At 71.4% G+C, this 19,706-nt stretch carries 21 protein-coding genes; 18 read left to right on the top strand and 3 right to left on the bottom strand.

Annotated features, from left to right (window positions below):
* Positions 1–40 precede the first annotated feature (40 nt).
* The 4 genes from rpoZ to ACFWN7_RS01050 are packed head-to-tail and all read left to right on the top strand — an operon-like array spanning position 41 to position 4,709.
* A complete protein-coding gene (rpoZ, locus tag ACFWN7_RS01065) occupies positions 41–298 on the top strand; it encodes a DNA-directed RNA polymerase subunit omega (protein ID WP_376936804.1) in 258 nt (85 codons plus the stop codon).
* 10 nt (positions 299–308) lie between these two features.
* Positions 309–1,562 carry a bifunctional phosphopantothenoylcysteine decarboxylase/phosphopantothenate--cysteine ligase CoaBC gene (gene coaBC, locus ACFWN7_RS01060; protein ID WP_376936803.1) on the top strand — a complete coding sequence of 418 codons (1,254 nt, stop codon included), beginning with the start codon at positions 309–311 and terminating at the stop codon, positions 1,560–1,562.
* Positions 1,559–2,752 carry a methionine adenosyltransferase gene (metK, locus tag ACFWN7_RS01055; protein WP_376936802.1) on the top strand — a complete coding sequence of 398 codons (1,194 nt, stop codon included), beginning with the start codon at positions 1,559–1,561 and terminating at the stop codon, positions 2,750–2,752. The genes coaBC and metK overlap by 4 nt, the downstream gene beginning before the upstream one ends.
* Position 2,753: 1 nt before the next feature.
* Positions 2,754–4,709 carry a primosomal protein N' gene (locus ACFWN7_RS01050; RefSeq protein WP_376936800.1) on the top strand — a complete coding sequence of 652 codons (1,956 nt, stop codon included), beginning with the start codon at positions 2,754–2,756 and terminating at the stop codon, positions 4,707–4,709.
* 263 nt (positions 4,710–4,972) lie between these two features.
* Here the strand turns inward: ACFWN7_RS01050 and ACFWN7_RS01045 are convergent, their stop codons facing one another.
* The 3 genes from ACFWN7_RS01045 to ACFWN7_RS01035 all read right to left on the bottom strand — a co-directional run bounded on the left by ACFWN7_RS01045 (position 4,973) and on the right by ACFWN7_RS01035 (position 7,685).
* Positions 4,973–6,202 carry a hypothetical protein gene (locus ACFWN7_RS01045; protein ID WP_376936799.1) on the bottom strand — a complete coding sequence of 410 codons (1,230 nt, stop codon included), beginning with the start codon at positions 6,200–6,202 and terminating at the stop codon, positions 4,973–4,975.
* The gene (locus tag ACFWN7_RS01040) at positions 6,199–6,750 is read right to left on the bottom strand and encodes an RNA polymerase sigma factor (protein WP_376936798.1); all 552 of its coding nucleotides are present in this window, start codon (positions 6,748–6,750) and stop codon (positions 6,199–6,201) included. The genes ACFWN7_RS01045 and ACFWN7_RS01040 overlap by 4 nt, the downstream gene beginning before the upstream one ends.
* Positions 6,751–6,917: 167 nt before the next feature.
* On the bottom strand, positions 6,918–7,685 hold the full coding sequence (locus tag ACFWN7_RS01035; RefSeq protein WP_376936797.1) for a Gmad2 immunoglobulin-like domain-containing protein: 768 nt from the start codon (positions 7,683–7,685) through the stop codon (positions 6,918–6,920).
* Positions 7,686–7,967: 282 nt separating this feature from the next.
* Between ACFWN7_RS01035 and fmt the strand changes: the two genes are divergently transcribed.
* The 14 genes from fmt to lgt all read left to right on the top strand — a co-directional run bounded on the left by fmt (position 7,968) and on the right by lgt (position 19,687).
* On the top strand, positions 7,968–8,903 hold the full coding sequence (gene fmt, locus ACFWN7_RS01030; protein ID WP_376936796.1) for a methionyl-tRNA formyltransferase: 936 nt from the start codon (positions 7,968–7,970) through the stop codon (positions 8,901–8,903).
* Positions 8,900–10,333: an RsmB/NOP family class I SAM-dependent RNA methyltransferase gene (locus tag ACFWN7_RS01025; RefSeq protein ID WP_376936795.1), complete on the top strand. Its 1,434-nt coding sequence runs from the start codon at positions 8,900–8,902 to the stop codon at positions 10,331–10,333. The genes fmt and ACFWN7_RS01025 overlap by 4 nt, the downstream gene beginning before the upstream one ends.
* 9 nt (positions 10,334–10,342) lie before the next feature.
* Complete coding sequence (gene rpe / locus ACFWN7_RS01020) at positions 10,343–11,026, top strand: ribulose-phosphate 3-epimerase (protein ID WP_376936794.1); 684 nt, start codon at positions 10,343–10,345, stop codon at positions 11,024–11,026.
* A 9-nt stretch (positions 11,027–11,035) separates the two neighbouring features.
* Positions 11,036–11,299 (top strand): phosphoribosyl-ATP diphosphatase, encoded by a 264-nt coding sequence (locus ACFWN7_RS01015; protein WP_376936793.1) that lies wholly within the window; start codon positions 11,036–11,038, stop codon positions 11,297–11,299.
* Positions 11,300–11,360: 61 nt separating this feature from the next.
* Positions 11,361–12,200 (top strand): ATP phosphoribosyltransferase, encoded by an 840-nt coding sequence (hisG, locus tag ACFWN7_RS01010; protein ID WP_376936792.1) that lies wholly within the window; start codon positions 11,361–11,363, stop codon positions 12,198–12,200.
* A 7-nt stretch (positions 12,201–12,207) separates the two neighbouring features.
* Positions 12,208–12,969, top strand: coding sequence for an imidazole glycerol phosphate synthase subunit HisF (hisF, locus tag ACFWN7_RS01005; RefSeq protein ID WP_376936791.1), 762 nt, complete (start codon positions 12,208–12,210; stop codon positions 12,967–12,969).
* Positions 12,966–13,373, top strand: a complete 408-nt coding sequence (hisI, locus tag ACFWN7_RS01000) for a phosphoribosyl-AMP cyclohydrolase (protein ID WP_376936790.1) — start codon at positions 12,966–12,968, stop codon at positions 13,371–13,373. Before hisF ends, hisI begins: the two co-directional genes overlap by 4 nt.
* Before the next feature lie 15 nt (positions 13,374–13,388).
* The gene (locus ACFWN7_RS00995; protein WP_376936789.1) at positions 13,389–14,912 is read left to right on the top strand and encodes an anthranilate synthase component I; all 1,524 of its coding nucleotides are present in this window, start codon (positions 13,389–13,391) and stop codon (positions 14,910–14,912) included.
* Complete coding sequence (locus ACFWN7_RS00990) at positions 14,909–15,589, top strand: Trp biosynthesis-associated membrane protein (protein WP_376936787.1); 681 nt, start codon at positions 14,909–14,911, stop codon at positions 15,587–15,589. The genes ACFWN7_RS00995 and ACFWN7_RS00990 overlap by 4 nt, the downstream gene beginning before the upstream one ends.
* Before the next feature lie 34 nt (positions 15,590–15,623).
* The gene (locus tag ACFWN7_RS00985) at positions 15,624–15,854 is read left to right on the top strand and encodes a DUF6704 family protein (protein ID WP_376936786.1); all 231 of its coding nucleotides are present in this window, start codon (positions 15,624–15,626) and stop codon (positions 15,852–15,854) included.
* A gap of 3 nt (positions 15,855–15,857) precedes the next feature.
* A complete protein-coding gene (gene trpC, locus ACFWN7_RS00980) occupies positions 15,858–16,628 on the top strand; it encodes an indole-3-glycerol phosphate synthase TrpC (RefSeq protein ID WP_376936785.1) in 771 nt (256 codons plus the stop codon).
* 1 nt (position 16,629) lies between these two features.
* The gene (gene trpB, locus ACFWN7_RS00975) at positions 16,630–17,838 is read left to right on the top strand and encodes a tryptophan synthase subunit beta (protein WP_376936784.1); all 1,209 of its coding nucleotides are present in this window, start codon (positions 16,630–16,632) and stop codon (positions 17,836–17,838) included.
* Positions 17,835–18,620: a tryptophan synthase subunit alpha gene (gene trpA / locus ACFWN7_RS00970; protein ID WP_376936783.1), complete on the top strand. Its 786-nt coding sequence runs from the start codon at positions 17,835–17,837 to the stop codon at positions 18,618–18,620. The genes trpB and trpA overlap by 4 nt, the downstream gene beginning before the upstream one ends.
* 59 nt (positions 18,621–18,679) lie before the next feature.
* Positions 18,680–19,687: a prolipoprotein diacylglyceryl transferase gene (gene lgt / locus ACFWN7_RS00965; RefSeq protein WP_376936782.1), complete on the top strand. Its 1,008-nt coding sequence runs from the start codon at positions 18,680–18,682 to the stop codon at positions 19,685–19,687.
* Positions 19,688–19,706: the final 19 nt, after the last annotated feature.

Genomic DNA, 19,706 nt, shown 5'->3' with positions numbered 1-19,706 from the left:
CACCAGTGTGCGCACGTTCTCGTTCTAAGGAGCTCTGTACATGGCTGAGAAGCTGTCCGGCATCATCGATCCGCCCATCGACGACCTGCTCTCGAAGGTCGACTCGAAGTACCAGCTCGTGATCTTCGCGTCCAAGCGCGCCCGCCAGATCAACGACTACTACGCGGATCTGCACGAAGGCAGTCTCTTCGACAACGTCGGCCCGCTCGTCGACTCCTCCATCGACGACAAGCCCCTCTCGGTCGCGCTGCACGAGATCAACGAGGACAAGCTCAAGCTCCGCCCGATCGGCGAATAGCACGCTGCGGATGTCGCCGCTCAAGGTCGTCGTCGGCATCACGGGCGGCATCGCGGCGTACAAGGCCGTCGGCGTCGTCCGTGCCCTCGTGCTCGGCGGGCACGACGTGCACGTCGTGCCCACCGATGGTGCGCTCCGTTTCGTCGGACGCCCCACGCTCGAGGCCATCTCGCGCAACCCGGTGCACACCGACCTGTACGAGGGCGTCGCAGAGGTGCGCCACGTCGCGATCGGGCAGTCCGCCGACCTCATCGTGATCGCGCCGGCGACGGCGAACGCCATCGCGAAGCTCGCCACCGGACTCGCCGACGACCTGCTCGGCAACACCGTGCTCGCGAGCGAGGCGCCGGTCGTCATCGCGCCCGCCATGCACACCGAGATGTGGCGGCATCCGGCGACCCAGGCGAATATCGCAATTCTCCGTTCCCGCGGGGTCACCGTCGTCGGTCCGGCGGTCGGCCCCTTGACCGGCGTCGACAGCGGGCCCGGACGCATGGAGGAGCCCGACGTCATCGTCGCGGCCGCACTCGATCGCGTGGCGGCATCCGGTCGACGCGACCTCGCGGGGCGTCGAGTGGTGGTCACCGCGGGCGGCACCCGAGAGCCGCTCGATCCCGTGCGCTTCCTCGGCAACCGCTCCAGCGGCAAGCAGGGCGTCGCGATCGCCGAGGCGGCGCGCAGCCGGGGCGCCGACGTCATGCTCATCGCCGCGAACCTCGAGATCGCCGAGCCCGCCGGCTGCGACATCCGCCGCGTCTCGACTGCGCTCGAACTGCAGCAGGCGGTGACGGATGCCGCGAAGGGCGCCGACGTCGTGGTCATGGCGGCCGCCGTCGCCGACTACCGGCCCGCCGCGGTCAGCGAGTCGAAGATCAAGAAGGACGCCGGCGACTCGGGGCTGACGCTCGAGCTCGTGCGCAACCCCGACATCCTCGCGGGGCTCGGCCGTTCGCCGCACGACGGCACCCTGCTCATCGGCTTCGCCGCCGAGACCGAGTCCGACGACGAGCAGCTCCTCGCCCTCGGCCGTGCCAAGCGCGAGGCAAAGGGCGCCGACCTGTTCGTCGTGAACCGGGTCGGATGGAGCGAGGGATTCGCGAGCGACGAGAACCGCATCGTCGTCATCGGACGAAATGGCGAGATCGTCACACGAGTACACGGAACGAAGATGTCGGTGGCCGACGACATCATCGACGTGGTTGTCTCGGAGATGAAGACCGCGGCGGTCGCCGCCCCCACGACGAAGGAACACGAGCCCACATGAGCGCACTCCGCCTCTTCACGTCCGAGTCCGTGACCGAAGGGCACCCCGACAAGATCTGCGACCAGGTCTCGGACTCGATCCTCGACGCACTGCTCACGGTCGACCCGCACAGCCGGGTGGCCGTCGAGACCCTGGTGACGACGGGCCTCGTGCACGTCGCCGGCGAGGTGACGACGTCGGGGTACGTGGAGATCCCCGCGATCGTGCGCGACCGGGTCACGTCGATCGGGTACAACTCGTCCGACGTGTGGTTCGACGGGCGCTCGTGCGGCGTGTCGGTGTCGATCGGCGGCCAGTCGCCCGACATCGCGCAGGGCGTCGACCACGCCTACGAAGCGCGCGAGCGGGCGAGTGACGACGCGCTCGACATGCAGGGCGCGGGCGATCAGGGCATCATGTTCGGGTACGCGACCCGTGAGACCCCCGAGCTCATGCCGGTGCCGATCTGGCTCGCCCACCGCCTCGCCGAGCGGCTCTCCGCCGTTCGCAAGCAGGGCGAGCTCGACTACCTCCGCCCCGATGGCAAGACCCAGGTCACGATCGGCTACGAAGGCCAGGTACCGCGCACGATCGAGACCGTCGTGCTCTCGACGCAGCACTCGCCCGCGGTGTCGACCGAGCAGCTCCGGGCAGAGGTCGAGGAGCTCGTGATCCGTCCCGTGCTCGATACCGTCGAGCTCTCGCGAGCCGAGCTCGCCGTGCTCATCAACCCGACCGGGCGGTTCGAGATCGGCGGCCCGCAGGGCGACGCCGGCCTCACCGGCCGCAAGATCATCATCGACACCTACGGCGGCGCGAGCCGGCACGGCGGCGGCGCCTTCAGCGGCAAGGACCCGTCGAAGGTCGACCGCTCCGCCGCCTACGCGATGCGATGGGTCGCGAAGAACGCGGTCGCGGCGGGCCTCGCCGACCGCCTCGAGCTGCAGATCGCCTATGCGATCGGCAAGGCGGCGCCGGTGGGCCTGTACGTCGAGGCGTTCGGCACCGCGCACCTGCCCGAGGAGCGCATCATCTCCGCGATCCGCGAGGTCTTCGACCTGCGGCCCGCGGCGATCATCCGCGACCTCGACCTGCTCCGGCCGATCTACGCCCAGACCTCGACGTACGGCCACTTCGGGCGCGAGCTTCCCGACTTCACGTGGGAGCGGCTCGACCGGGTCGACGAGCTCCGCAGCGCAGCCGGGCTCTGACGTGCCGGGCGGCCCCGTCGCCAGGGTGCTCATCGATTCGCCGCTCCCGCAACTCGACCAGCTCTTCGACTACGCGGTTCCCGAGCGACTCCGTGACGTGTCACGCGCCGGTGTGCGGGTGCGGGTGCCGCTTCGCTCGGGGGGACGCATCGCCGGCGGCTGGCTCGTCGAGCTCGCCGAGGCGAGCGACTACCGCGGCGAGCTGAGCGAGCTCGACGACGTGGTCTCCGAGGTGCCGGTGCTGCGCCCCGAGGTCTGGGCGCTCGCCCGCGCCGCTGCCGACCGGGCGGCCGGGAACGCGAGTGACATCCTGCGCGTCGCGATCCCCGGCAGGTACGTGCGTGCCGAGCGATTCTGGCTCGCCTCGGAGGCCGATCCCGGACCGCTTCCCACCGGCCTGCCGCCGACCCCGGGGAGTGAGCCCGGCCGCCTCGAGGCGGGGATCGAACACGGTGAACGGATGTCGCTCGCCGCCGACCCCCGCCCGGTCCGACTCCCGACGGGGGAGTGGGTGGGCGCGTGGGCGGCGACGCTCGCACAGGCGGCCGCGCACACGCTGGCCGCGGACCGGTCGGCGCTCGTCATCGTGCCCGACTATCGCGACCAGGAGCAGCTCGCGGCGGCGCTCGCGGCATCCGTCGATCCGAGGCGAGTGCTGCGCACCGACGCTCGGCAGTCGGGTGGCGAGCGGTACCGGTCCTTCCTGGAGGCGACGCGCGACGAGGCGCGGATCATCGTTGGCAACCGTTCCACGGTGTACGCACCGGCCGCGCGTCTCGGCCTCATCGCGATGTGGGACGACGGCGACCCGCTGCTCACCGAGCCGCTTGCTCCCGGCGTGCACCCGCGGGATGCGGCGCTCATCCGCCAGGGGCAGTCGGGCGCCGCGCTGCTGTTCCTCGCGCACACCCGAAGCGTCGAGGTCGAACGCCTCGTCGAGATCGGTTGGGTTGCGCCCGTGCCGGCGGCCGGGCACGTGCGGCCTCGGGTGATTCCGACGGAGCAGCAGGTCGCGCTCGACCCTGGCTCGGCGCGCATCCCGTCCACCGCATGGCGAGAGGCGCAGGGGGCGGCCCGCGTCGGGCCCGTGCTCGTGCAGGTCGCGCGCCCCGGGAACGCGCCGCTCCTCGCGTGCGACCGGTGTCGCGAACCGGCGCGATGCGCAGCCTGCGGCGGCGCGCTCGCGATCCCGCGGTCGGGCGGCGACCCTCGGTGCGTGCTCTGCGGAGCGAGTGCGAGTGCGTGGCGCTGCCCGGTCTGCGAGGGGACGAAGCTGCGGGTCGTGACCGTTGGCGCGAGTCGTACTGCCGACGAATTGGGTCGCGCCTTTCCCGACACGAGAGTGGTCCTCTCCGATGGCGAACGTCCGGTGCTGCGCGTGCCCGCCGAGCCGGCGCTCGTCGTCGCGACCCGCGGCGCAGAGCCGGTCGCAGATGGCGGCTACCGGGCGGTGCTGCTGCTCGACGGCGAACGGATGCTCCTGCGCGAGTCCCTCCGCGTCGCCGAGGACTGCCTGCGATGGTGGTCGAATGCGGCCGCGCTCGCCGCTCCCGGCGCTTCCGTGTTCCTCGTCGGCGTGGCCGGGGCCGTGGCCTCGGCCCTCGCGACGTGGCGACAGGCCGAGTGGGCGAGCACCGAGTTGGCTGCACGGCGGTCACTCCGCTTCCCGCCCGCCGTTCGGGTCGCGAGCGTCACGGCATCCGGCGCGGCCGTCGCCGCGGCGATCGAGGCGGCGCGCACCGTCGACGGGGTCGACGTACTGGGGCCGGTCCCGGTCGACGACGGCCTGGAACGGGCCATCGTGCGGTTCGACTACGGTGCGGGGCCAGTGGTAGCCAGGGAGATTCGAGCGGAGATGGTCCGGGTTGCGACCGAGCGTCGGCGTCCGGTCGCCGGCCGCCCGGTACGCCGTCCGCCCGTGCTCAGGGTGCGGTTCGACGAGCCCGACGTGCCCTGAGGCATCCGTTCGAGTCGTCCGTTCTGTGCAGATGCAGGATTCGGCGGCACATGTCTGATCCGCGGGTGCCGCCATGGGAGCGTCAGGCCGGCCGGCGATGAGCAGCGAGCCCCGTCGGGCAGTGCTGGACACCTCGGTGCTGATCGATCCGCCGTCTGCACGGGGGTTCAAGGCCGACCTCGTGCCGACCGTGTCGCTGCCGAGACCGCACCGAACCCCGCAACGGTCGTGGTTCCGGGGTTCGACAGGTCCCTGCGGCGAGCTCAGCCTGCGAGCCGAGCCAGCAGCGCCTCCGCGAGCGCGATCGCCGTGGCCTGGTCGTTCGCGCTCACGTTGTACCAGTCCCGCCCGACCGCGAGGTCGACGGCGCAGGTCGTGCCGAACCGGTCGTCGCACCGGACGGATGCCACGTCGCCCGAGGCGAGCCCGGCAAGCTGGATCGGCGTCGACATTCCGGCGTGGAGCATCCGCAGGTACGCCCAGCGCCCCTGGTGAAGCCAGTCCACCCTCGCTGCCCGGCTGAGGTCGTCGACGCCCCAGCCGCAGCCCACGGCATCCGCGTGGAGCATGGCCTCGGCCCACTCGCTCCACCCCCCGGCGCCGACCATCGCCTGCGCGTCGGGCGTCGCCGTGATCGACCGCACCTGGTCGAGCGGAATGACTGCGTCGCAGTCCTCGGACACCGGCACGGTCATCCGCTCCGGCATCGTCGGTGCGGCGGCCGGTCCGGCCGCGCCCACCACGGCGACGGCCGCGTCGACGAGCGCCTGCCAGCCCGACGGGTCCGCGGCAAGCTCCTCCCCGCCGTTTGCCGAGATGGTGACCCAGGCGTCGCCGGCGGCGGAGCTCGCCCAGCACGACGTCTCGTCGCACTGGCTCTCCTCAGCAGGCATCCCGTGCTGGGTGGCGTACTCGCTCCAGCCGGCGGCGGCGCGGGGGACGACCGAGATCGTGACGCCCACGTAGTCCGGCTCGACGCCGTACTGGTCGTTCATGGGCACGCCGTTCGACCACTCGCACACGCTGCCGCCGACGGCGAGGATCGCCGCGCGCCTCGGGATCGCGATGCCGACGCCCGACTCGGACACGATCGGGTCGATCGCAGCGACCTCGGTACTGAACAGGCCCGACACCAGTGCGGGATCGACCAGGGTGCCGCAGTCCAGGCCGTAGCGTGAGGCGGGCTGGCCCGGGGTGACCGCGTACTCGCTCGTCGCCGGCTCGGTCGGCTGCGATGCCGTCGACGGCGTGTTCGGGGCATCCGTTGCCACGGTCGCCGCGTCCTCCTCCGGTGCGGTGATCACGCCGAGCGCGAACGCGGCTCCCGCCCCGACGCCGAGCAGCGCGGCCACGCCGAGCCCGAGCCCGAAGATGCGGCGCACGGACTTCCGCGTGGCGGGCGCCGGTTCCTGAGCGACCCGCTCGAGCACGTTGCGCTTCATCGAGACGAGGAGGCGCGTCAGTTCATCTCCAGTAGGAGGTTCAGATCTCATAGGGTCACCGCCTTCTTCAGTCTGGCCCGGCTCCGGGACACGCGTTGCTTGACTGCGCCGACGCTGAGGTCGAGTCGCTCGGCCGCCTCGGCGTACGGCAGGCCATCGATCAAGCAGAGCTCGCACACCTGCCGGTCGATCGGTTCGAGTCGTTCGATCTCGTCGAGGACCCAGCGCAGGTCCTCCCGCGCCGCCTCGGCATCGTGATGGTCGCGCACGACGTCGGCGCGGCGCACGACGTCGTCATCGAACCGCTCTGATTGGTTGCGGGCCGCCTTTCTGACGGCGTTCATTCCGAAGTTGCGGCAGGTGACGAGGAGCCACGGAAGCAGTGACGTGTCCGCGATCAGGATCTCCGCCGCCTTGCGCCAGACCGTGAGGAACGTGTCCTGCACGATCTCCTCCACATCCATCCGGCTCGGCGCGATCGCCCAGGCGTACCGCGTGACCGCCGGGGCATGCCGATCGAACACGACCGCCAACGCACGCTGGTCGCCGCTCGCCAAGCGCTCCAGGAGCTCGGCGTCCGTGCCAGCACTCGCGTCCACGTGCACACCCCCCTTCACTCTAGGAATGTCGCGACATGAGGAAAAGTCACGAAATGGCATCGCGTTGGCTGGCCGGCGCGGGCCCCTGCCGCACCGGCAACCCGGGCGATGCGGCCCGTGCGGCCCACCGGCCGCACAGGCGCTCCGCCGCGGCATCCACGCCAGACCTACCCGCGGACCTCGATCTGCACCGGGAACTCGTTCTCGACGCTGCCGTCTTTCGCGCTCAGGCTGTAGGCCACCAGGTCGTAGAAGCCGGGCGGAATGTCGGCCGGCAGCGTCAACCTCGAGCTGAAGTTCGACTCCACGCAGCACTCATCCGCCGTCACCTGAAGCGTGGCGATCGTCGACCCCGACGCGTCGCGCACGTCGACCGTGAGCGCGGCTTCGAAGAGGTTCGCGGTGCCGGTCACGAGGATGAGGCCCCCGGGCTCGTAGACCTGGCCGCACGTGGGGCTGGTGAGGATGATCGCGGGTCGGTCGGGCGCGATGGTGATCGGAAACTCGACGAGATCGATGATCGAACCGTCCTTCGCGCTGTGTGTGTACGCCCGCAACATGACCGGCAGGGCGTCTTCCTCGGGCGGGAAGGCGAGCGTGCCCTCCCACGTGCCGGGCGTGCCGGAGCCCGACGTCGCCGTGAGGTGGCGCACGCAGGCGACCATGCCCGATTCGTCGACGGCGTCGACGGTCAGGGCGGCCTCGAAGGTGTTCGCCTCACCGCTCACGGTGAATGGAACCGAGACGGTCGCGTCAGCGACCGGACTCCCGATGCTGATCTGCGGAACCTCCGACGAGGTCGGGGCCGCGGATGTCGCCGGCTGCGAGGCGGGCGACGGACTCGGGTCCGGGCCGGACGCCGGGCCGGACGCGCAGGCAGTCACCGCCAACACCACGGCGACCACAGCGAGCGTGTGCAGTGAACGGATCACCATGATGGATCACCTCTCCCCTCTGCGAATCGTACTTTCGGACACGCGACGTCGATGCCGCCGCTGTGGTGCACGGGCACCTCTCACTACAGGAATGTCGCCGAACCCTCAGAAGGTCACACACGTTGCGGGATCACTCTCTGACAGCACTGAATGGGGGTCCGTCACGTGGGGACAACTCCGTGAAGGGTGTGCCACGTGTGGGAATCTGCCACGTCGATCATCGCAATCCGATGAGGCTGGATGCGGTCGACCATGGCAGCCGGGCGTCGGCCACAATGGAGTGTGCAGAAGCTCCGTCTCGTCTTCGCCGGTACGCCCGCGGCCGCCGTCCCTTCGCTCGAAACACTCGCCGCGGGCGGTCACGACGTCGTCGCCGCGGTGACACGTCCGGCGGCGCCGCTCGGACGCAGGCGCGTGCTCACGCCGTCGCCCGTGGCCAGCGCGGCCGAGCGCCTCGGCATCCACGTGATCGAGGCGGCACGGCTCGGCGACGACGCCACCGGCCGCATCGGTGCGCTCCGTCCCGACCTCGGGGTGATCGTCGCGTACGGCGGGCTGGTGCGGGAGCCCCTCCTCTCCACGCCCGCGCACGGCTGGATCAACCTGCACTTCTCGCTCCTCCCGGCGTGGCGGGGCGCCGCGCCGGTGCAGCATGCGCTGATCGCGGGCGACGCCGAGACCGGGGCATCCGTGTTCCGGCTCGTGCCCGAGCTCGACGCGGGCGGCGTGTACGGCACGCGCATCCACGCGATCCGCCCCGGCGACACGGCGGGGTCGCTGCTCGCCGAACTCGCCGGCTCGGGGGCAGAGCTCCTCGCCGAGGTGGTCGACGCCATCGCGGCGGGCACGGCGACGGCGACGCCGCAGTCGGGGGACCCGACCCTCGCGCCGAAGCTCGGCATCGACGACGCACGCCTCGACTGGACGCGCCCGGCAGGGGAGGTGCTCGCGCGGTTCCGCGGCGTGACGCCCGAGCCGGGCGCATGGACGACGATCGACGACCAGCGCCTCAAGGTGCACGAACTCGCGGCTGCTGCGGATGCTCCGGATGCCGCGCCGCTCGCTCCGGGCGAGATCGTCGCGTCGGGGCGCATCGTCCTCATCGGCACCGGCACGACCCCCCTCGACCTGCGCCGCGTGCAGCCCGCGGGACGCACCGCGATGGCGGCCGGCGACTGGTGGCGGGGTGCCGGCCGCACCCGGGCGGTGGCACGGTGAGCGGCCCACGGCGCAGCGGCGACCGCGTCTCGGAAGCCCGCCTCGTCGCCTTCGAGGTGCTCGAGGCGGTGCGGGCCGACGAGGCGTACGCGAACCTCCTGCTGCCCGCGCGCATCCGCAGGGCGGGCCTCGACCGGGCGGATGCCGCGTTCGCCACCGAGCTGACGTACGGCACGCTGCGCCGGCAAGGCTATTACGACCGGGTCATCGAGCTCGCCGCCGACCGGTCGACGAGCGCGATCGATCCGGCGGTGCTCGACGTGCTGCGGCTCGGCGCACACCAGCTGCTCGCGACCCGCGTGCCGACCCACGCGGCGGTGTTCGAGCAGGTCGCGCTCGCGCGCCGGGTCGCGCCGAAGGCCGCGGGGTTCGCGAACGCGGTGCTGCGCACCGTCTCGCGCACGTCGCCCGAGGCGTGGCGAGACCTCGTCGTGGAGGGCGCTCGCAACGACGACGAGCGACTCGCGAGACTCGAGAGCCACCCCGAGTGGATCGTGCGCGCCCTGCACGCCGCGCTCGACCGCGAGGGCCGGGCCGACGAGCTCCACGCACTCCTCCATGCCGACAACGCGTCGCCGCGGGTGAACCTTGCGGTGCTCCCGGGCCTCGACGTCGACACCGCGGAGATCGACGGATTCGAGCCCGACCGGTTCTCGCCGGTCGGGGCGGCGGCCGACGACCCGATCGGCGCTGTCGAGGCATCCAGTGGTCGCATCCGCGTGCAGGACGAAGGCTCGCAGCTGGCCGCGCTCGCGTTGACCCGGACCGCGCCCGTGCGCGCCGGTGAGCGATGGCTCGACCTCTGCGCTGGACCGGGCGGCAAGACCGCGGTGCTCGCGGCCGAGGCCCTCGCCGCCGGGGCGAGCCTCGTCGCGAACGAGCTGGTGCCGGCGCGTGCCGAGCTCGTGCGCAAGGCGATCGCCGGCGTGCCGCTCGACGTCGACGTGCGTGTCGGCGACGGCCGCGAGTTCGAGCCCGGCGAGCTCGGCGCGCCCCGGGGCTTCGACCGGGTCCTGCTCGACGCACCCTGCACGGGGCTCGGTGCGCTTCGCCGGCGTCCCGAGGCGCGATGGCGCAAGTCGCCGTCGGATGTCGCCGAGCTCACGAGCCTGCAGGGCGAGCTGTTCGACGCGGCCGTGCGCGCCCTCGCACCCGGCGGCATCCTCGCGTACGTCACCTGCTCGCCGCACACGGCGGAGACGCATGGCACGCTCACGGCGGGCCTGGGGCGGTGGAACGGGGTCATCGAGCCCCTCGACACACGCGCGGCCGTGCAGGCGCTGTCGCGGCATCCGCTCGACCTCGCCGGCTCGCCCGAGACCGTGCAGCTCTGGCCGCACCGGCACGGCACCGACGCCATGTTCATCGCGCTCGTGCGCCGCACCGGCGCGGATGCCGCCGGCTCGGATGCCCCCGGCGCCGATGGATAGGGTGGCAGCATGACGCCGCGCATCAACCCGAGCATCCTCGCTGCCGATTTCGCGAATCTCGAGCACGAGCTCGGGCGCATCGCGTCGGCAGACCTCGTGCACGTCGACATCATGGACAACCACTTCGTGCCGAACCTCACGTTCGGGCTGCCGATGGTCGAGCGGTTGCAGGAGGTCTCGCCGATCCCGCTCGACGTGCACCTCATGATCGACGACCCCGACCGCTGGGCGCCCGGGTACGCCGAGGCCGGCGCCTACTCCGTCACGTTCCACGCCGAGGCCGCCGGCGAGCCGGTCACCCTGGCTCGCAGGCTCCGCGACATCGGCGCGCGTGCCGGCATCGCACTGAAGCCCGGCACGGATTCCGCGCCCTACCTCGACCTCCTGCCCGAGTTCGACCAGGTGCTCGTCATGACGGTCGAGCCGGGCTTCGGCGGACAGGCGTTCATCTCCGAGACCATGCCGAAGCTCGCGCGCCTGGCCGACGCCGTCCACGACGCGGGGCTCGACGTCTGGCTGCAGGTCGACGGCGGCATCACCGCCGAGACGATCGGCATCGCCGCCGAAGCGGGCGCCGACACGTTCGTCGCCGGATCCGCGGTCTTCAACGGCGACGTCCCGGCCGACCGCATCGCGTCGCTGAGGGCGGCCGCGGCCGCACACCCGCACAGGCACGGTACCGGGCACCGGTAGTCTGGTCGGGTGAAGACCTTCGACGACCTCTTCGTCGAGCTCAGCGACAAGGCCCGCACCCGTCCAGAGGGTTCCGGCACCGTGCGCGAGCTCGACGCGGGCGTGCACGCCATCGGCAAGAAGATCGTCGAAGAGGCGGCCGAGGTCTGGATGGCGGCCGAGTACCAGAGCGACGTCGAGACTGCTGAGGAGATCTCGCAGCTGCTCTACCACCTGCAGGTGCTCATGCTCGCGAAGGGGCTCGCGCCTGACGACGTGTACCGACATCTCTGATCACGTCATGACCGATCAGCACCGTCGACACGGCAGTATCGCCGAAACCAGAAGGCAGGGAATGCTCAGAATCGCCGTGCCCAACAAGGGCTCGCTCGCCGAGACCGCCGCGCAGATGCTCTACGAGGCCGGGTACACCGGTCGCCGTGACCCGCGCGACCTGCACACCGCCGACCCGCGCAACGGGGTCGAGTTCTTCTACCTCCGCCCGCGTGACATCGCGACCTACGTCGGGTCTGGCGCGCTCGACGTCGGCATCACGGGTCGCGACCTCCTGCTCGATTCCGGGTCGGATGCCGCGGAGATCGCGCCGCTCGGATTCGGCGACTCGACGTTCCGCTTCGCGGGGCCCGACGGCGTGTTCGGCGATCTCGCCGACCTCGAGGGCGTGCGTGTCGCGACGAGCTATCCGGGACTCGTGGCCGGATTCCTCGCCGGCCACGGCGTCACCGCGAAGCTCGTGAAGCTCGACGGGGCGGTCGAGTCCGCGGTACGACTGGGAGTCGCCGATGCCGTCGCCGACGTCGTCTCGACCGGCGGCACGCTCCGCCAGGCCGGCCTCGAGATCTTCGGCCCCGTCATCCTCGATTCCGAGGCCGTGCTGATCGGCTCGGGGGTCGAGCGGCCGGGCGCCGACACGCTCCTCCGCCGGCTCCAAGGCGTGCTCGTGGCGCGACAGTACGTGCTGCTCGACTACGACGTGCCGATCGCGCACCTCGAGCGCGCCACCGAGGCGGCCCCGGGCTTCGAGTCGCCCACCGTGTCGCCGCTGCACGACCCCGAGTGGGTCGCCGTTCGCGTGATGATCCCGCGCGTCGACATGAACCACGTCATGGACGAGCTGTACTCGCTGGGCGCACGGGCCATCCTCGTCAGCGCGATCCACGCCGCCCGGTTGTGAGGCCCGGATGTCCCTCGCCGTCCGTGTGATCCCGTGCCTCGACGTGGCCGCCGGCCGTGTCGTGAAGGGCGTGAACTTCCAGAACCTGCGCGATGCCGGCGACCCGGTCGAGCTCGCGGCCCGGTATTCCGATCAGGGTGCCGACGAGTTGACGTTCCTCGACGTGACGGCGACCGTCGACGATCGCTCGACCACCTACGACATGGTGCAGCGCGTTGCCGAGCAGGTATTCATCCCCCTGACCGTCGGCGGGGGCGTGCGCTCGACCGAGGATGTCGCGCGGCTGCTCGGCCACGGTGCCGACAAGGTCGGCGTGAACAGCGCGGCGATCGCCCGCCCGCCGCTCGTCGCCGAGATCGCCGATCGCTTCGGAGCGCAGGTGCTCGTGCTCTCGCTCGATGTGAAGCGCTCCGACCGCACCGCGTCGGGCTTCGTGGTCACCACGCATGGGGGGCGCACCGAGACCGACCTCGACGCGCTGGATTGGGCCCGGCGGGCCATCGGCCTCGGCGCGGGTGAGCTGCTCGTGAACTCCATCGACGCCGACGGCACGAAGAAGGGCTTCGACCTCGAACTCACCGCGCTCATACACGAGCTCTCGAGCGTGCCGGTGATCGCGTCGGGCGGTGCCGGCGCTGTCGGCGACTTCGCTCCGGCGATCGCGTCCGGCGCCGACGCCGTGCTCGCGGCATCCGTGTTCCACAACGGCGAGATCACGATCGCCGAGGTCAAGGCGGCCCTCGTCGCCGACGGGAGGACCGTGCGATGAGCCGGCCGGGCGATGAGGAGCTCGAGCGCGACGACGAGGCCTGGACGGCCGGCGGCTCACCGCTCGACCGCGCGGTCTTCAACGCCGACGGGCTGCTGCCGGCGATCATCCAGCAGGAGGGCACCGGCGAGGTGCTGATGCTCGGCTGGATGGACCGCGAGGCGATGCGGCGCACGATCACCGAGGGGCGGGTCACGTTCTGGTCGCGATCGCGGCAGGAGTACTGGCGCAAGGGCGACACCTCGGGCCATGTGCAGTTCGTTCGGTCGGCGGCTCTGGACTGCGACGCCGACACCCTGCTCGTCACGGTCGAGCAGGTGGGCGTCGCCTGCCACACCGGCACACGTACCTGTTTCGACGGCGACCCGGTGCGGGCCGTCCAGGGCTTCGCGCCCGCTGACTGACACGAGGAGACCCGAGTGCCCGGCGCCACCACCACGTTCGACCAGTTCACCGCCCTCCTGCCGGGCCGCCGCGTCGTGCCCGTGACGCGCGAGCTCTTCGCCGACGGCGAGACGCCCGTCGGCATCTACCGCAAGCTCGCGGAGGGACGACCCGGCACGTTCCTCCTCGAGTCCGCCGAACAGGGCGGCATCTGGTCGCGCTACTCGTTCGTGGGGGCCTCGTCGTACGGCGTGCTGACCGAGCACGAGGGGCGGGTCGAGTGGCAGGACTACGGCCTCTCCGGCGAGCGGGCGCTCGGCGACGCCGCCGACCTCGCCCCGCTCGCCGCGCTCGAGGCCCTCTTCGAACGGTGGCGCACCGAGGACGTGCCCGGCGCGCCGCCCCTGACAGGCGGCCTCGTCGGATTCATCGGCTGGGAGGCGATCCGCCAGATCGAGCGCCTGCCGAACCGGCCGCCCGCCGACTTCCGGATGCCCGGACAGGCGTTCAGCTTCGTGTCGGAGCTCGTCGTGATCGACCACCGCACCGGCACCGTGCAGCTCGTGGCATCCGTGCTCAACGACGGCGCCGACTCGCCCGACGACCTCTGGGCGGGCGCACAGCAGCGACTCGACCGGATGCAGCAGGCGCTCGCCCGGCCGTCCGAGGCCTGGCTCGCCGAGATCGACCTCGCCGCGCCCGCGAGGCCGCGTCACCGCACCGAGAAGGCCGACTTCATCGCCGCCGTCGAGCGCTCGAAGGAGTACATCCACGAGGGCGACATCTTCCAGGTCGTGATCTCCCAGCGTTTCGAGCAGGAGACGACCGCCGACCCCATCGACGTGTACCGGGTGCTCCGGAGCCTCAACCCGAGCCCCTACATGTACCTGCTGCACCTCGAGGACCCCGCGGGCGATCCGTACTGGATCGTGGGCTCCTCGCCCGAGGCGCTCGTCAAGGTGCAGGAGGGGCGGGTGTTCACGCACCCGATCGCCGGGTCCAAGCCCCGCGGCGCGACACCCGAGCAGGACGCCGACCTCGAGGCCGAGCTCATCGCCGACCCCAAGGAGCAGGCCGAGCACCTCATGCTCGTCGACCTCGCCCGCAACGACCTCGCGAAGGTCTGCACGGCCGGCTCGGTGGAGGTGACCGAGTTCATGCGCGTCGAGCGGTTCAGCCACATCATGCACCTGGTCTCCTCGGTCGAGGGCGACCTCGCGCCCGGGTCCAATGCGGTCGATGTGTTCCGGGCGACGTTCCCGGCGGGCACGCTCTCGGGCGCCCCGAAGCCGCGGGCGCTCGAGATCATCGACGAGCTCGAGCCCGCCCAGCGCGGCCTCTACGGAGGCGTCGTGGGCTACTTCGGCTTCGGCGGCGACGCCGACCTCGCGATCGCGATCCGCACCGCGACGATCTCGGGGGGCGTGGCCCGGGTGCAGGCCGGCGGCGGACTCGTCGCCGACTCGGTGCCCGAGTCGGAGTTCCAGGAATCGCAGAACAAGGCCGCCGCGCCGCTGCGCGCCGTCGCCGTCGCGAACGCCATGCGGAGGGTCGGGTGAGCGTCTCCCGCATGAAGCTCCCGGCCGTGATCACCACGATCGTCGGGGCGGGGCTGGCGCTCCTCGCGTGGAGCCAGACCTGGTTCGACCTCGAACTCGCGGATGCCGCCGCCCACGGCGCGGGCGACGCGATCGCGGTGCCCGGCAGCGTCGCTTCGCCCGCGCTCGCCGCCCTGGGCCTGGCCGGGCTCGCCCTCGTCGCGGCGCTCGCGATCGCCGGTCCCGTGATCCGCATCATCCTCGGCGTGCTCGAGGTCGTGCTCGGCGGATGCGTCCTGCTCGCCACGTGGCTGACGCTCGGCGATCCGGTGGCGGCCGTCTCGCCCGCGGTGACGGATGCCACGGGCGTGTCGGGTTCGGAGCCGACGGCCGAGCTCGTGGCATCCGTCGACCAGACCCTGTGGCCCGTGGCCGCGATCATCGGCGGGATCCTGCTCGTCGCGGCCGGCATCGTCGTGCTCGTCACCGGCACGCGCTGGCCCGCGTCCTCGCGACGATACCGCGCCGCACGTCTCGCCGACGCCGGCGAGCCCGTCTCGGCCGCGGTGAGCGGCCGAGCGGCATCCGACCGCGCGATCGACGACTGGGACGAGCTGAGCCGCGGTGACGACCCGACCGGCGACGGTCCCACCGGCGAGCCCCGCGACGGCGAGGCCCAGGCCGAACCCAACCGCTAGACTGGCGGGCGGACCCCAGCTACGAAGGAGCATCATGAGCACTGAGCACGCAGATCCCGGCCACGGACACTCGCCCGCGGCGTGGACCTCCGTCACGATCATGCTCATCGCGTTCGCCATCGGCACGGTGGCCTTCTTCCTCGACGTGCCGTGGCTCGTCTGGGCGTCGGTTGCGCTCCTCGTCGTCGGCGTCATCGTCGGGTGGGTGCTCGCCCGCGTCGGCTACGGCGTCGGCGGTGCCAAGGTCGTCCCGAATGTGCACTGACGCGTGCTCTCCGAACTGACGGCGAACGCGGTCGCCGACGCCGAGGCGCGCCGTGAGACGCGCCCCCTCGCCGAGGTCGAGCGGGCGGCATCCGTGCGCCCGGCGGCGCTCGACGCACGCGAGGTGCTCAGGCCTGCCGAACGCATCAAGGTGATCGCCGAGATCAAGCGATCGAGCCCGTCCCGCGGCTCGCTCGCCCCGATCGTCGACCCGGCCGCCCTCGCTCGAAGCTACGAGCTCGGGGGCGCCAGCGCGATCAGCGTGCTCACCGAAGGCAGGAGGTTCGGCGGGTCGCTCGCCGACCTCGAGTCGGTGCGCTCGGCAGTCTCGCTGCCCGTGCTCCGCAAGGACTTCATCGCGACGCCCTACCAGGTGTTCGAGGCGCGCGCCGCTGGCGCCGACCTCGTGCTCCTCATCGTCGCCGCGCTCGACGACGCCACCCTGCGCGAGCTCTTCGACCTCGTCGTCGACCTCGGCATGACGCCGCTCGTCGAGACGCACTCCGCCGAAGAGGTCGACCGGGCAGCGTCCCTCGGCGCGCGGCTCATCGGCGTGAACGCCCGCGACCTCTCGACCTTCGAGCTCGACCGCGACCTCTTCGGCCGCCTCGCCGACCGATTCCCCGATGACGCGATCCGCGTGGCCGAATCCGCCGTGCTGTCGGCCGCGGATGTCGCGCACTACCGTGCGGCGGGCGCCGACGTCGTCCTCGTCGGCGAGGCGCTCGTCACGGGCGACCCGATTTCCAACCTTCGAGCCTTCCTGGCGGTGTGACATGGCGCTCAGAGCGCAGACCGGTCCGTACTTCGGCGATTTCGGAGGTCGATTCGTTCCCGAATCCCTCGTCGCCGCCCTCGACGAGCTGAGCGAGGCCTACGACCTCGCCAAGCTCGACCCGGCGTTCGGCGCCGAGCTCGCAGAGCTCGGTCGCACCTACACCGGCCGGCCGTCGATCATCACCGAGGTACCGCGCTTCGCCGAGCACGCGGGCGGCGCACGCGTCATCCTGAAGCGCGAAGACCTCAATCACACGGGTGCCCACAAGATCAACAACGTGCTCGGCCAGGCGCTGCTCACGAAGCGCATCGGCAAGCAGCGGGTGATCGCCGAGACCGGTGCGGGTCAGCACGGCGTCGCGACCGCGACCGCCGCGGCCCTCTTCGGCCTCGACTGCACGATCTACATGGGCGAGGTCGACACCGAGCGGCAGGCGCTGAACGTCGCCCGCATGCGCCTGCTCGGCGCCGAGGTCGTCGCCGTGAAGACGGGCTCGCGCACCCTGAAGGACGCGATCAACGAGGCGATGCGCGACTGGGTCACGAACGTCGCCACCACGAACTACGTCTTCGGCACGGTCGCCGGCCCCTACCCGTTCCCCGCGATGGTGCGCGACTTCCAGAAGGTCATCGGCGAGGAGGCCCGCCAGCAGGTGCTCGAACTCACCGGGTCCCTTCCCACCGCCGTCACGGCGTGCGTGGGCGGCGGGTCGAACGCGATCGGCATCTTCCACGCGTTCCTCGACGACCCAGAGGTCGCACTGTACGGCTTCGAGGCCGGCGGCGAGGGCGTCGACACCGAGCGTCACGCCGCGACCATCTCGAAGGGCCGCCCCGGCGTGCTGCACGGCGCCCGCAGCTACCTGCTCCAGGACGATGACGGCCAGACGATCGAGTCGCACTCGATCTCGGCCGGACTCGACTACCCGGGCGTCGGCCCCGAGCACTCCTGGCTCGCCGCGATCGGCCGTGCGCACTACCGCCCGGTGACGGATGCGGCGGCGATGGAGGCGTTCCGTCTCCTCAGCCGCACCGAGGGCATCATCCCGGCGATCGAGTCGGCGCACGCGCTCGCGGGCACGCTCGAGCTCGGCCGTGAGCTCGGCGACGGGGCGACGATTCTCGTGAGCCTCTCGGGGCGCGGCGACAAGGACATGGACACCGCGGCCACGTACTTCGAGCTCTACGACGAGGAGAACCCCAAGTGAGAACGGCGGGTCCCGCCATCCGGCGTCGCAACGACGAGGCGAACGGCGCGCTCATCGGCTATCTCCCGGTCGGTTTCCCGACGCTCGACGAAAGTGTCGAAGCGGCGGTCGCGCTCGTCGAGAACGGCGTCGACGTGCTGGAGCTCGGGCTTCCGTACTCCGACCCCGTCATGGACGGCCCCGTCATCCAGGCCGCGACGCAACAGGCGCTCGCGAACGGCTTCCGGCTCTCGCACGGGTTCGAGGCCGTGCGCCGCATCACCGAGCGCACGGATGCCCCGGTGCTGATCATGACCTACTGGAACCCCGTCGTGCAGTACGGCGTCGACCGCTTCGCCGACGACCTCGCCGCAGCCGGGGGAGCGGGCCTCATCACGCCCGATCTCATCCCCGACGAGGCAGCCGATTGGATCGCGGCATCCGAACGCACCGGACTCGACCGGGTGTTCCTCGCGGCGCCCACCTCGACCGACGCGCGCGTCCGGCAGGCCGTCGATGCCAGCCGGGGCTTCGTCTACGCCGTCTCGACGATGGGGATCACCGGCGCCCGCGGCGACGTCGACGAGGCCGCCCGCGCGCTCGTGGGCCGCCTCGCTGCCGCAGGCGCTCCTGCGAGCTGCGTCGGCCTCGGCATCTCGACGGCGGCGCAGGTCGCCGAGGTGCTCGAGTACGCCGACGGCGCGATCGTGGGCTCGGCGCTCGTCAAGGCGCTCGCCGACGGCGGCGTCGGCGCGGCGGCCGAACTGGCCGCAGAGCTCGCACGCGGCACGCGGCCCGAGTGAAGTACGCTGACTGAGGCCCTCGCGGCCGACGGTTCCCCCGACGAAAGGCAGCAGTCCGAGTGATCGCACCGCTCAGCATCCCGAGCCCCGACGAGGCGTGGCGCACCCTCGAGATCCCGGTGCCCTGGGGGGTCCTCAACATCCAGATGTACGCGCTGTGCATCCTCGCCGGCATCGTCCTCGCGACGATCATCACCTCTCGACGCCTGACCAAGCGCGGCGCAGAGCCCGGTGTGGTGCTCGACATCGCGCTCTGGGCGGTGCCGCTCGGCATCATCGGCGCACGGCTGTACCACGTGTTCACTCACCCGGCCGACTACTTCTACGAAGGCGCGAACGTCTGGAACCCGTTCGAGCCCGGGGCGATCTGGAACATCTGGGAGGGCGGCAACGCGATCTACGGCTCGCTGATCGGCGGTGCCGTCGGTGTGATCATCGGATGCCGCATGACGGGAATCCGTTTCTGGTCGTTCGCCGACGCACTCGCGCCGGGCCTGCTCATCGCCCAAGCCACGGGCCGCCTCGGCAACTGGTTCAACCACGAGTTGTTCGGCATGCCGACCGACCTGCCGTGGGGGCTCGAGATCGAATCGTCGAATCCCGCCTTCCCGGCAGGCCTCGCCGAGGGCACCCTCTTCCACCCCACGTTCCTGTACGAGATCATCTGGAACGTCGCGGGCGCCGCGCTCATCATCTTCCTCGAACGCAACATCAACTTGCGCTGGGGCAAGGCGTTCGCCGTGTACCTCATCTGGTACGGCGCGGGGCGCGCCTTCTTCGAGTCGATCCGCGTCGATCCGAGCGAGATGTTCCTCGGCATCCGGGCGAACGTCTGGGCCTCGTTCGTCGCCGTCATCGTCGGCATCGTCATCTTCCTCGTGCAACGCCGTCGGCACACCGGCGACGAGCCGAGCCCCTACGTTCCGGGCCGTGAATGGAAGGGTTCCGACGCTGAGGTAGACTCTGAAGCCGAGTCCGACTCCGACTCTCTCGACGAAGGCGTCGAGGGCGAGAACATCACGGGCGAGACCGCAGCCACAAGCTCGAGCCGGTCGACCTCTCGGTAGACCCCCTTTCCACACGTTC

This window comes from Agromyces sp. NPDC058484 (assembly GCF_042720415.1).
Lineage (GTDB): Bacteria > Actinomycetota > Actinomycetes > Actinomycetales > Microbacteriaceae > Agromyces.
This window is presented reverse-complemented; position numbering and strand designations above follow the sequence as displayed.